At 69.2% G+C, this 12735-nt stretch carries 9 protein-coding genes; 5 read left to right on the top strand and 4 right to left on the bottom strand.

What is annotated here, in order from left to right:
• Positions 1-66 precede the first annotated feature (66 nt).
• Positions 67-1128, top strand: a complete 1062-nt coding sequence (locus CFB52_RS20680) for a diguanylate cyclase (protein ID WP_099317302.1) — start codon at positions 67-69, stop codon at positions 1126-1128.
• A 27-nt stretch (positions 1129-1155) separates the two neighbouring features.
• On the opposite strand, the gene CFB52_RS20675 is transcribed toward CFB52_RS20680, so the two are convergent.
• The gene (locus CFB52_RS20675; protein ID WP_099317301.1) at positions 1156-3405 is read right to left on the bottom strand and encodes a bifunctional diguanylate cyclase/phosphodiesterase; all 2250 of its coding nucleotides are present in this window, start codon (positions 3403-3405) and stop codon (positions 1156-1158) included.
• Between the two features lie 285 nt (positions 3406-3690).
• Positions 3691-4740 carry a LysR substrate-binding domain-containing protein gene (locus tag CFB52_RS20670; RefSeq protein ID WP_099317889.1) on the bottom strand — a complete coding sequence of 350 codons (1050 nt, stop codon included), beginning with the start codon at positions 4738-4740 and terminating at the stop codon, positions 3691-3693.
• A 135-nt stretch (positions 4741-4875) separates the two neighbouring features.
• On the opposite strand from CFB52_RS20670, the gene CFB52_RS20665 reads away from it, so the two are divergent.
• On the top strand, positions 4876-6753 hold the full coding sequence (locus CFB52_RS20665; protein WP_099317888.1) for a sulfatase-like hydrolase/transferase: 1878 nt from the start codon (positions 4876-4878) through the stop codon (positions 6751-6753).
• A 226-nt stretch (positions 6754-6979) separates the two neighbouring features.
• Positions 6980-7702 (top strand): haloacid dehalogenase type II, encoded by a 723-nt coding sequence (locus CFB52_RS20660; RefSeq protein ID WP_089465526.1) that lies wholly within the window; start codon positions 6980-6982, stop codon positions 7700-7702.
• A 54-nt stretch (positions 7703-7756) separates the two neighbouring features.
• On the opposite strand, the gene CFB52_RS20655 is transcribed toward CFB52_RS20660, so the two are convergent.
• Together CFB52_RS20655 and CFB52_RS20650 are read right to left on the bottom strand one after the other, a co-directional pair.
• Positions 7757-8548, bottom strand: a complete 792-nt coding sequence (locus tag CFB52_RS20655; protein WP_059582510.1) for a hypothetical protein — start codon at positions 8546-8548, stop codon at positions 7757-7759.
• Positions 8549-8648: 100 nt separating this feature from the next.
• The gene (locus CFB52_RS20650) at positions 8649-9608 is read right to left on the bottom strand and encodes a LysR family transcriptional regulator (protein ID WP_099317300.1); all 960 of its coding nucleotides are present in this window, start codon (positions 9606-9608) and stop codon (positions 8649-8651) included.
• Between the two features lie 158 nt (positions 9609-9766).
• On the opposite strand from CFB52_RS20650, the gene CFB52_RS20645 reads away from it, so the two are divergent.
• Both CFB52_RS20645 and CFB52_RS20640 read left to right on the top strand, forming a co-directional pair.
• On the top strand, positions 9767-11086 hold the full coding sequence (locus CFB52_RS20645) for an MFS transporter (RefSeq protein WP_099317299.1): 1320 nt from the start codon (positions 9767-9769) through the stop codon (positions 11084-11086).
• A gap of 121 nt (positions 11087-11207) precedes the next feature.
• Positions 11208-12734: a CoA-acylating methylmalonate-semialdehyde dehydrogenase gene (locus CFB52_RS20640; protein ID WP_099317298.1), complete on the top strand. Its 1527-nt coding sequence runs from the start codon at positions 11208-11210 to the stop codon at positions 12732-12734.
• Position 12735 lies beyond the last annotated feature (1 nt).

Raw genomic sequence — 12735 nt, 5'->3', positions numbered from 1 at the left:
CCCGACGATGACCACGTGCAACACCCATGCCTGCTCCTGCAACAACCGCAACAACCCGCATCGACCATGACGATTGACCTGACTCGCCCGCCCGGCGGCCCGAGCGCGTCGCCCGCCGACGCGCCGGCGATGGTGCTGCTGGTCGACGACCAGACGATCGTCGCGGAAGCCGTGCGGCGCGCGCTCGTCGACGAGGAAGGCATCGACTTCCACTACTGCCCGCGCTCGGACGACGCGATGGCCGCCGCGATCGAGACGCGCCCGACCGTGATCCTGCAGGACCTCGTGATGCCGGGCACCGACGGGCTGAGCCTCGTGCGGGCGTACCGCGCGAACCCGGCCACGCGTGACGTGCCGATCATCGTGCTGTCGACGCAGGAAGAACCGGTGATCAAGAGCGCCGCGTTCGCGTCCGGCGCGAACGACTATCTGGTCAAGCTGCCCGATCGCATCGAGCTGGTCGCGCGCATCCGCTACCACTCGCGCTCGTACCTGAACCTGCTGCAGCGCGACGAGGCCTATCGCGCGTTGCGGCAGTCGCAGCAGCAACTGCTCGAGGCCAATCTCGAACTGCGGCGCCTCACGCACTCCGACGGCCTGACCGGGCTGTCGAACCGCCGCTATCTCGACGAATACCTGGCCGCCGAGTGGCGGCGCGGCGCGCGCGAGCGCAGCGAGCTGTCGCTGCTGATGATCGACGTCGACAACTTCAAGCTGTACAACGACACGTACGGGCACGTGTCGGGCGACAGCGTGCTCAAGCAGATCGCGTCGACGATCGAGCGCTGCCTCGGGCAATCGGGCGATCTCGCCGCGCGTTTCGGCGGCGAGGAATTCGCGGTCGTGATGCCCGGCACGTCGCCCGGCGCCGCGCGGCTGCTCGGCGAGAAGATCCGGCTCGCGGTCGAGGGGCTGCGACTGCGGCACGCGCATTCGTCGACGGGCAACCAGACCGTGACGATCAGCATCGGCGGCGCGAGCATCGTGCCCGCACCCGGCCTGCCGACGACCGTCCTGATCGAGGCGGCCGACCGCGCGCTCTATCGCGCGAAGCACGCGGGCAAGAACCGGGTCGAGATCGATCCGTCGTCGACGCCGCCGGGCGCCGGCGGGTTCGACGCTCGGTAGCGGCTGCAACCGGCGAACGCGCCGCGCTCAGGCCGCGCCGAGCCGGCGCGCGTAGTCGCCCGCGTCCAGCGGTCGGCTGAACAGGTAGCCCTGCTGCATGTCGCAGCCGATCTGCTGCAGGAACCACGACTGCGCCTGCGTCTCGACGCCCTCGGCCGTGACCTTCATCCCGAGCGAATGCGCCATCGCGACGACCGCCTGTGTGATCGCGACCGAGTCGTGATGATCGGGCACGCCCGACACGAACGAGCGGTCGACCTTCAGGTTGTGCAGCGGAAAGCGCTTCAGGTACGCGAGCGACGAATAGCCGGTGCCGAAATCGTCGACCGAAATCCGCACGTTCATGTCGGTGAGCGCTTCGAGCATCGGCAGCACGGTGTCCGTGTCGTTCATCAGCACGCCTTCGGTGATCTCCAGTTCCAGCGCGGACGGGTCGAGCCGCGTTTGCGCGAGACAGCGGCCGACCGATTCGACGAGCCCCTCGTGGAACTGCCGCGGAGACAGGTTGACGGCCAGCATCAGGTCCGGCGCGATCGTGCGGCGCCACTCGGCGGCCTGCCGGCACGCGGTTTCGAGCACCCACTGGCCGATCGCGACGATCAGCCCCGTATCTTCCGCGACCGGAATGAATTCCGCCGGCGACATCGGCCCGAGCTCGGGGCTCGTCCAGCGCAGCAGCGCCTCGGCGCCGACCGTGCGGCCGCTGCGCGCATCGATGACGGGCTGATACGCGAGCCGCAGCGTGTCCGACGCCAGCGCGCGCCGCAGCGACTGCTCGATCGCGAAGCGGCGCTGCAGCCGCAGGTTGAGCTGCGCGGTGAAGAACGTGAAGTGGTTGCGGCCGCGCTGCTTCGCGTCGTACATCGCCGAATCGGCGTTGCGCATCAGCGTCACCGCATCGTCGCCGTCGCGCGGCGCGACGCTGATGCCGATCGATACGCCGAGCCAGTATTCGTTGTTCGCGATCGCGAACGGCTTCGCGATCGCGTCGATCACCTCGCGCGCGAGCACCGCGAGACGGTCGGGATCGTCGCAGTCGTCGACGAGGATCACGAACTCGTCGCCGCCGACGCGCGTGAGCGCGTAGCGGCCGTCCGCGCAGGCCGCGAGCCGCGACGCGACGCTGCGCAGCAGCGCGTCGCCCGCGTCGTGGCCGGCCGTGTCGTTGACCTTCTTGAAGCCGACCAGATCGATGAACAGGATCGCGACGCGCGCGGGCCCGCCCGCCGCGTCGGGCACGCCGAACAGCTCGCGCATGCGGTCGCCGAGCCAGCGGCGGTTGTAGAGGCCCGTCAGCGCGTCGCGGGTCGCCATGTAGCGCAACTGCTGCTGCGCTTCGCGCACGGGGCCGATGTCGTTGAACGATACGAGCACCGAATCGGCCTGCGTGTCGCCCGGCCTGACGATCGGCACCGCGTTGCCGCGCACCCAGATGATGTCGCCGTCCGCGAGACCGAAGCCGACCGTATAGTCGAGCATCGGCGTGGCCGTCTCGAGCGCGCGCCGGCTCGGCCAGTCGTGCGGCTCGATCGGCGTGCCGTCCTCGCGCAGCTTGCGCAGGATCACCGTCGACAGCCGGCGGCCGACGAGCTCGCCCTTCACGCGCATCATCCGGTTCGCGCTCGGATTGCTCGCGATCACGACGCCGTCGCGCGAGACGACGAGGATGCCCTCGCTCAGGCTGTTGACGACGAGCCGGTGATGTTCCTCGCTGCGCGCGAGCTGGCGCGCGATCCGGTCCTGATGCACCGCGAGGCCGACGCTGTTGCCGATATCGCGCAACAGCGCGGTTTCCTCGTCGCTGGGCCGGCACGGCCGCGGGTGATAGACGGCGAACGCGCCGAGCACGGCGCCCGCATCGTCGAGAAACGGCACCGACCAGCACGCGCGCAAGCCCAGCGGCAACGCGATCGCGCGGTAGTCGGCCCATAGCGGATCGGTTTCGATGTCCTCGACGGTGACCATCCGGCGCTCGTACATCGCGGTGCCGCACGAGCCGGCCGCGGGCCCGATCGTCGCGCCGTCGATCGCCGCGCTGTACTGCGCGGGCAACGACGGCGCCGCGCCCACGCGCACGTGCATGCCGTCCGTATCGAGCAGCAGGATCGTGCACGACGCGCCGTCGCCGAGCAAAGCCTCGGCACGCCGGCAAACCTCGACCAACAGTTCCGGCAGCGGCGTGTTGCGTGTGATCAGCCTCAGCACGCTCTGCTCGGATGCGAGCACTTCCGCGGCGAGCCCGAGGCTGTAACGAGAACTTTGCGGTTCGGTATTCAAAGTGAATCCTGCCGTCTGTCCGACCGGGTCTGATGCGCCCGATTCGTTTTCGATATTTCGTGCCCTGTTCCGCCTCGGGTTTACGCCGATGCCCGGTGCGCCCCGTTTGCGCGCCGAGCGAGGGCGCGCCGAAATCTATTTAACACCAATCCGTGACGATCGGCATACCTGCTTCCATCAGGGGATACGCTCGGTTGCCGCGCCGCCCCCGCCAGCGGCGAACGGTTCGCCGCCAGGTTGCTGCACCGCACGAAGGCCGCGCGCGCGTTCTCCGAAAACGATCCGTCAGAATGTGTCCGTGCCCCGCTCCGTCGCCGGTCGGTCGTCCGCGCCAGGATGCGTGCGCGTCACCGCGCTCAGCGCGTCGATCGCCGCGGCGACCGACACGCTCGCCGGCGCCGCATACAACGCACCGACCGTCTCCGGCATCGTCGACAACTTCAGCGGCAGCCGGCCGACGCGCTCGCCAGCCCGCGCGGCGAGGTCGAACGCGCGGGCCGACTGCACGAACAGGCACGGCGACTGGTCGGCGACCGCGCGGTTGGTCTGCCACGACACCGACTCCATCAGCACGGCCGGCGGCGCCAGGCCGGCCTTCGCGAACTCGGCATCGAGCGCCGTGCGCGCGGGAGAACCGAACGGCGGCGCGATCCACGGAAACGCGGCGGCGTCGCGCCAGCCGATCCGCGCACGCCCGAGCAACGGATGGCGCGGCCCGCACACGACGATCATGTCGTCGCGGTACAACGGCGCGACGGCGAGCCCCGCGCTCAACGCCGACGCGTCGAGCCGGCACACGAGCAGGTCGAGCTCGTGGCGCCGCGCCTGCACGAGCATCCGGTCGAGCGTGTCTTCCCGCACGTTGAGCTGTACGGGGCGGCCGGCTTCCCGCAGCCACGCGAGCGCGCCCGGAATCAGTTGCGGCGCCATGTTCGGCAGCAGGCCGATCGACACCGGTCGGCCGGCGCCGGTCCGCAACGCGTCGAACGCGGGTGCGACGCCGCGCATGTCGGTCAGCACGCGGCCGATGCGTTCGAGCAGCGCATCGCCGTATGCCGTCGGCGCGACCCGCCGCGACGTGCGCTCGAACAGCGGCAGCCCGAGCGAGTCCTCGAGCTCGCGCAGCCATTTCGACAGCGCCGGCTGCGTGATCGACGCGGCCTCGGCCGTGCGCGCGAAGCTGCGTGTGCGGCCGAGCGTATCGAGCGTTTCCATGTCGCGCACACGCAGCCGCCGCAGCGCCTGCGCGATGCGCTGCTCGTGGGCCGGCGCGCCGGGCGGCGCGAGCGGGTCCGGTCGCGTGCGGCCGGCCGGGCCGCGGGGGTCGAGGATCACGGGCGTCTCCGTCATTCATGTTCGTCAGGTTATCGATCGACCCTGATCTTTCATCGATCGATACGCGATCCTGCCGCATAGTCGTCGGCATGAAAACCCCCGGCACGAGCCGTGCATGACCAGGAGACAGCCGACGTGAAAGACGATCAGGACGCCCCCGCCACCGAGCCCACCGCGCGGCGTCGGTTCCTCAAGCTGGCCGGTGCGGCCGTCGCGTCGGCCGGCATCGGCGCCGATGCGCTGGCCGCGAACCCGCCGTCGGCCGCCCCGGCCGCCGGTACCGCGGCCGCCGCGACCGCCTCAGCCGTCGATCCCGGCTTGCGCGGCGCCGCAACGGCGCCCGCCACCCCGCCCGCCGGCTACAACATCCTGTTCATCCTGACCGACCAGGAACGCCACTTCGACCGCTGGCCGTTCCCGGTGCCCGGCCGCGAAGCGCTGCGCCGCGACGGCATCACGTTCATGCATCACCAGATCGCCGCATGCGTGTGCTCGCCGTCGCGCTCGACGGTCTATACGGGGCAGCACATCCAGCACACCGGCGTGCTCGACAACGCGGGCCTGCCCTGGCAACAGGACATGTCGCCGGACATACGCACCGTCGGCCACATGCTGCGCGATGCCGGCTACTACGCCGCGTATCTCGGCAAGTGGCACCTGAGCGCGTCGATGCACGAGACCGCGAGCCCGTACACGGCGCCCGTGGCCGACTACAACCGCACGATCCGCGCGTACGGCTTCGACGACTACTTCGGCGTGGGCGACCTGATCGGCATGGTGCGCGGCGGCTACCAGTACGACGGGCTCACGGCCGAGGCCGCGGTGAGCTGGATGCGCAACCATGCGCCGCGCCTCGCGAAGGAAGGCAGGCCGTGGTTCCTCGCGGTGAATCTCGTGAACCCGCACGACGCGATGTTCGTGAACACCGACACGAACGGCTCGACGGTGCAGGATGCGAACCACCCGATGCTCGGCAACGCGCCGCCGCCGAACGACGCGCTGTACCGCACGTCATGGCGCGACGTGCCGCTCGCGGCGTCGCGGCGGCAGCCGTACGACGAGCCGGGGCGGCCGCCCGCGCACGGCATGTTCAACGCCGCGCATGCGAACCTCGTCGGGCGCTACCCGTTCACCGACGAACGCGTGCGCCTCTATCAGGACAACTACTTCAACTGCATCCGCGATTGCGACACGCACGTCGTGCGCCTGCTGCAGACGCTGCGGTCGCTCGGGCTCGACGAACGCACGATCGTCGTGATGACGGCCGACCACGGCGACCACGTCGGCGCGCACCAGCTCGTCGGCAAGGGCGCGGCCGCGTACCAGCCGCAGAATCACGTGCCGCTCGTGATCCGGCATCCCGCGTATCCGGGCGGCATGCAGTGCGATGCGCTGACGTCGCACATCGACATCGCGCCGACCTTGCTCGGACTCACCGGCCTCGACGCCGCGCGGCTCGCGACGATCCGCGGCAGCGCGTTGAAGGGGCACGACCTCACGCGCTGGCTCGCGAAACCGGCGGACGCGAAACGGCGCGGCGCGCGATGCGACGCTGCGCGCGATGCGACGCTGTTCAACTACGCGATGCTGCTGTACTACGACAGCGAATGGATGCTGAAGGAACTCGGCACGCTGCGGCAGAAAGGCGTGCCGGAGGATGAACGGCTGCGCCGCGCGCTCGCGCAGCAGCCGGACTTCCGGTTGCGCGGCACGATCCGCAGCGTGTTCGACGGCCGCTACCGCTTCACGCGCTATTTCTCGCCGCTCGAATTCAACCGGCCGACGACGATGGAGGATCTGTTCGCGCGCAACGACGTCGAGTTGTTCGACATCGCGAGCGATCCGGGCGAGATGCGCAATCTCGCGATGGACAGGAAGCAGCACGGCGAATTGCTGCTCGCGATGAACGGCCGCCTGAACGACCTGATCGCCAGCGAAGTCGGCGACGACAGCCCGGACGTGATGCCGATTCGCGACGGGAAGGTGCAGGTGCAGGTCCGCAAGCGGCACTGACCGTCTGAACGCACCGGGCCCCAGTCGAGGTTCGGCGCGCGCGTCAGCCGGTACCGTCCGGCCGGCCGCCGCGCGCCGGCTCCCGCGCGACCGGCGCGCGAGCCACGCACCGCGCCCTCCCGGGCCGGGTTTTCGTATCCGTGATTCAATGTCGATCGAACCGGCGCCACGCCATCCGGCGGCACGGCGGTGTGACCCCTCATCGAACGACCTTCACTCGATCACCATGACGAACCCTGCCGAAATCAAGGCGCTCGTTTTCGATGTCTTCGGAACGATCGTCGACTGGAGAAGCGGCGTCGCGCGCGGCGCCGCCGCATTCCTGGAGCGTCACGCGCCGACGCTCGACCCGTTCGCGTTCGCCGACGCGTGGCGCGCCGAATATTCGCCGTCGATGGAAGAAATCCGCAGCGGACGCCGCCGCTACGTGCGGCTCGACGTGCTGCATCGCGAGAACCTCGTGCGCACGCTCGACCGTTTCGGGATCGTCGACGCGCCCGATGCCGACATCGATGCGCTCAATCTCGCATGGCACCGGCTCGATCCGTGGCCCGACTCCGTCGCCGGGCTGCACCGGCTGAAGCAGCGCTACATCATCGCGCCGCTGTCGAACGGCAACATCCGGCTGATGGTCGACGTCGCGAAACACGGCGGGCTGCCGTGGGACGCGATTCTCGGCGCCGAGGTCGCCCGCGCGTACAAGCCGTCGCCGGCCGTCTATACCGAAGCGGTCGAGATTCTCGGCCTCGCGCCGGCCGAGCTGTGCCTCGTGGCCGCGCACAACGGCGATCTGGCCGCCGCGCGCCGGCTCGGGCTGTCGACCGCGTTCGTGCTGCGGCCGACCGAGCACGGGCCCGGCCAGACGACCGACCTGCAGGCCGACGACGCGTGGGATTTCGACGTCAGGGATCTGAACGAACTCGCCGATCGGCTGGGCTGCCCGGGTTGACTACCGGCGGCGCGGCCGCCCCCCGCGCCGCGACCGCGAGGCGACGGGGCGCCGTTACTTCACGACCGCCCGCCATGCGGCCCGCGCATAGAGCAGCAGCAACGGCAGCAGCGCCAGCGCGAACAGCATGCCCAGCGCGAGCACCCAAACCGGCCATTGCTGCGGATTCCCGTGCACCCAGTAACGGTACGGCACGCTCAGGAATGCGATTTCCATCAGCAGCGCGCCGAGCGGCACGAGCCCGTTCACCACCGCCGCCATGCCGAAGCGGGCCGCGCCGTCGATTTTCTTCCCGCCCCCGTACGCCGCGATCAGATAGACGAAATACCCGATGATCGCGACCATCACCGCGCCGCCGGCCAGCAGGCCGATACTGCGCACGCTGCGCTCGTGCAGTTGACGCGCCCCTTGCGGCAACACGACATCGACCTTCTCGCCGATTTCGGGCACGGCGCCCGAGCGGATGTTGCCGGGCAGCACGATGCGCTCGCCATTCGGCATCACGGCTTCCAGGATCGACGTGTACTTGATGCACCGGTACGAAGAGGTTCGCCCCGAGCTTTCGCGGCGCTCGCAGGTGTCCCACTCCGACTGGTAGGACACGACGGTCGCTTCGTACGTCGGCGACACCGCGAGCGCGTAAATCTCGTCGCCGATCCAGTACGCGAACGGGAACAACAGCGACACCAGGCAAAAACACACGAGCCACCAGAACGCGACCGCGCCGCCGGAGCCACGCTTGCCGCCCGTCTGGCGGCGCACCATGCGCGACGCGAGCCAGTAAGCGGCCACGCCGAATACGACCACGCACACCACGAAAACCTTGCCCGCATGTGTCAAAGCCATCTCCCTTTCCCCCGATAGCCGGTCGAATTCGCCGCCGGCTGTTTCGTCATCCACGTCGGTCATGTCGATCGCGCCGCCGTCGCGACGCGCGTGCAACCCGCTATGCCGGCTCGCCGACGAACCTCAGCGCCCCCGACTCCCCCGCCAGCAACGCACGGTTCGCATCCGCCGCCGCGCGCAGGTAATCCCACAGCGCGGTCACGCGCCGCAGCTTGCGCAGATCCTCGCGGCACGTCAGCCAGAAACATCGCGTGACGACCACGTCGTTCGGCAGCACGGGCACCAGCGCCGGCTGCGTGGCCGCGATGAAGCACGGCAGGATCGCGAGGCCGCCGCCCTGCAGCGCCGCGAAAACCTGCGCGATCACGCTCGTCGTGCGCAACCCGGCCGTCGCGCCGGGCACCGCGCGATCGAGGTACAGCAGCTCGTTGCTGAACGCGAGATCGTCGACGTAGCTGATGAACGCGTGCCGCGCGAGATCGTCCGTGCAGGTAATCGGCGCGTGGTTCGCCAGATAGTCGCGCGTCGCATAGAGCCGCAACTGGTAGTCGCACAGCTTCGTGACCACATAAGGCCCGCGCTCGGGCCGCTCGAGCGTGATCGCGAGATCGGCCTCGCGCTTGGGCAGGTTGACGAAATGCGGCACCGGCAGCAGATCGACCGTCACGTGCGGATGCGCGGCGCGGAACCGCGCGAGCTGCGGCGCGAGGAAAAAGCAGCCGAACCCTTCGGTCGAGCCGATCCGCACGTGGCCCGACAGCGCCTCGCCGGTGTTCGCGACCTGATCGCACGCGGATTGCACGGTCGTCTCCATCGCGTCCGCATACGCGACGAGCCGCTGTCCTTCGGCCGTCAGCGTGAAGCCGCCGGAGCGCGACTTGTCGAACAGCAGCGTGCCCAGCGCGGCCTCGAGCGCGCGAATGCGCCGCGCGACGGTCGTGTAGTCGACGCCGAGACGCTTCGCCGCGCCGCTCGCGCGCTGCGTGCGCGCGACTTCGAGGAAAAAGCGCAGGTCGTCCCAGTTCAGGTTGCCGGAAACCGGCTCGGTGGCATGTCGCATCGGCGAGGGGAAAAAGGCGGGCGTCTCCGGGCCGGCCGTCGATATGCATAAATGCACATCCAACCGGTTTCTTTGTCGGTACATCATGAATCCGCGCATAACTATACTCGACCGTGACCTGCGGACCATGAGCCGCGGGCAATAAAACCGGAGACACCATGCAGACCCGATCCACCCTCGACGAGCATGCGACCATCGCGACGCCGGCGCCCGAGCGCACCGCGAAGCACCACCTGCTGGCCGGCTGGGCCAGCATGGCCGGCACCACGATCGAGTGGTACGACTTCTTCCTGTACGGCACGGCCGCCGCGCTCGTGTTCAACCGCATCTTCTTCCCGTCGCTGGACCCGGTCGTCGGCACGCTCGCCGCGTTCGGCACGTTCGCGGTCGGCTTCATCGGGCGACCGATGGGCGGCATCGTGTTCGGCCACTTCGGCGACCGCATCGGCCGCAAGTCGATGCTGATGATCACGCTGCTGCTGATGGGCGTGCCGAGCATGATCATCGGGCTGATCCCGTCGTACGACAGCATCGGCTACTGGGCCGCCGCGCTGCTGATCGCGATGCGCTTCCTGCAGGGGATGGCGGTGGGCGGCGAATGGGGCGGCGCGGTGCTGATGGCCGTCGAGCACGCGCCCAAAGGCCGCAAGGGGCTGTTCGGCAGCCTGCCGCAGACGGGCGTCGGGCTCGGCCTGATCCTGTCGTCGGTGGCGATGGCCGCGGTGGCCGCGTTGCCGGAAGCCGACATGCTGTCGTGGGGCTGGCGCGTGCCGTTCCTCGCGAGCATCGCGCTCGTCGGCCTCGGCTGGTTCATCCGCGCGAAGGTGCCCGAGTCGCCCGACTTCGAGAAGATGCAGCGCCAGGGCAAGGCCGAGAAATCGCCGGTGACGGCCGCGCTGCGCCGCCATCCGCGCGAAGTGCTGACGATCGTCGGCGCGCGCGCCGCCGAGAACACGTGGTTCTACATGGTCGTCACGTTCGCGCTCGCTTACGCGACGCAGCAGCTGCATCTGCCGAAGGCCGAGATGCTGCACGCGATCACGGCAGGCGCCGCGCTGTCGCTCGTGACGATGCCGCTGTGCGGGCATCTGAGCGACCGCATCGGCCAGCGCCGGATGTTCGCGATCGGCCTCGTGCTGATGTGCGCGTTCGCCGCGCCGTTCTTCATGATGCTCGGCACGCAGCAGACGTCGACCGCGTGGTGGGCGATCGTGCTCGGCCTCGGCGTCGTGTTCCCGATTCTCTATGCGCCGGAATCGCTGCTGTTCGCGCAGCAGTTTCCCGCGGAAATCCGCTACAGCGGCATCTCGCTGTCGGTGCAGCTCGCCGGCGTGATCGGCGGCGGCTTCGCGCCGATGATCGCGACGTCGCTGCTCAAGGCCGGCGGCGGCCAGCCGCACTACGTGATCGCGTATCTCGTCGGCTTCGGCGTGTTCGCGCTTGCTTGTACCGCGCTGATGCGTCCGGCGCGGACGTAAGCCGACCGGCTCGCAGCGCCCGCATTCATTCGATTTCAGTTCGACCTGCCGCCCGCCGTGCCTGCGCGCGCGGCGGACGCAGCCCCTTTTTCATCGTCACACCGTTTCCCCGGAGCATGCCATGAACGCCGCAGTCCCCCAGACCACCCTCGCCCTGCCCACCGCCAAGCTGCTGATCGAAGGCGCGTTCGTCGATTCGCAAAGCGCCGAATGGGGCGACATCGTCAACCCCGCGACGCAGGAAGTGATCGGCCGCGTGCCGTACGCGACGCTCGACGAGGTCGATGCCGCGATCGCGTCCGCGCAGCGCGCGTTCCAGACCTGGAAGACGACGCCGATCGGCGCGCGGCTGCGCATCATGCTGAAGTTCCAGGATCTCGTGCGCCGCAATCTCGAACGGATCGCGCACACGCTGACGGCCGAACAAGGCAAGACGCTGCCCGACGCGCAGGGCGACATCTTCCGCGGCCTCGAAGTGGTCGAGCACGCGTGCTCGATCGGCACGCTGCAGCAAGGCGAATTCGCGGAGAACGTCGCGGGCGGCGTCGATACCTACACGCTGCGCCAGCCGATCGGCGTGTGCGCGGGCATCACGCCGTTCAACTTCCCCGGCATGATCCCGCTGTGGATGTTCCCGATGGCGATCGTGTGCGGCAACACGTTCGTGCTGAAGCCGTCCGAGCAGGACCCACTGTCGACGATGCAGCTCGTCGAACTCGCGATCGAGGCCGGCGTGCCGCAAGGCGTGCTGAACGTCGTGCACGGCGGCAAGACGGTGGTCGACCGCCTGTGCACGCACCCGGACATCAAGGCGATCTCGTTCGTCGGCTCGACGCGCGTCGGCACGCATGTATACAACCTCGGCAGCCAGCACGGCAAGCGCGTGCAGTCGATGATGGGCGCGAAGAATCACGCGGTCGTGCTGCCCGACGCGCATCGCGAGCAGTCGATCAACGCGCTCGTCGGCGCGGGCTTCGGCGCGGCCGGCCAGCGCTGCATGGCGACGTCGGTCGTCGTGCTCGTCGGCCAGGCGCGCGACTGGCTGCCCGATCTCGTCGAAAAGGCGAAGGCGTTGAAGGTCAACGCGGGCGCCGAAGCCGGCACCGACGTCGGTCCGGTTGTGTCGAAGGCGGCGAAGGCACGCATCCTGTCGCTGATCGACGCCGGCGTGAACGAAGGCGCGACGCTGCTGCTCGACGGCCGCGACGTGAAGGTGCCCGGCTACGAGCACGGCAATTTCGTCGGCCCGACGATCTTCTCGGGCGTGACGACCGACATGTCGATCTACAAGGAGGAAATCTTCGGGCCGGTGGTGGTCGTGATGGAAGCAGACACGCTCGACGAGGCGATCGCGCTCGTCAACCGCAACCCGATGGGCAACGGCGTGGGCCTGTTCACGCAGAGCGGCGCGGCCGCGCGCAAGTTCCAGAGCGAAATCGACGTCGGCCAGGTCGGCATCAACATCCCGATTCCGGTGCCGGTGCCCTACTTCAGCTTCACCGGCTCGCGCGGCTCGAAGCTCGGCGATCTCGGCCCGTACGGCAAGCAGGTCGTGCAGTTCTATACGCAGACCAAGACGGTCACCGCGCGCTGGTTCGACGACGACGCGACGGCCGGCGGCGTGAACACGACGATCGCGCTGCGCTGAG

Source organism: Burkholderia sp. AU18528, assembly GCF_002223215.2.
Classification (GTDB): Bacteria; Pseudomonadota; Gammaproteobacteria; order Burkholderiales; family Burkholderiaceae; genus Burkholderia; species Burkholderia semiarida.
Note: the sequence above shows the minus strand (reverse complement) of the source record. Positions and strands in the feature narration are given on the sequence as shown.

Excerpts from the sequence above, each read along its gene's own strand:
- CFB52_RS20655 (WP_059582510.1), bottom strand. The coding sequence starts at position 8,548 with ATGGCTTTGACACATGCGGGCAAGGTTTTCGTGGTGTGCGTGGTCGTA.
- CFB52_RS20680 (WP_099317302.1), top strand. The coding sequence starts at position 67 with ATGACGATTGACCTGACTCGCCCGCCCGGCGGCCCGAGCGCGTCGCCC.
- CFB52_RS20645 (WP_099317299.1), top strand. The coding sequence starts at position 9,767 with ATGCAGACCCGATCCACCCTCGACGAGCATGCGACCATCGCGACGCCG.
- CFB52_RS20640 (WP_099317298.1), top strand. The coding sequence starts at position 11,208 with ATGAACGCCGCAGTCCCCCAGACCACCCTCGCCCTGCCCACCGCCAAG.
- CFB52_RS20650 (WP_099317300.1), bottom strand. The coding sequence starts at position 9,608 with ATGCGACATGCCACCGAGCCGGTTTCCGGCAACCTGAACTGGGACGAC.
- CFB52_RS20660 (WP_089465526.1), top strand. The coding sequence starts at position 6,980 with ATGACGAACCCTGCCGAAATCAAGGCGCTCGTTTTCGATGTCTTCGGA.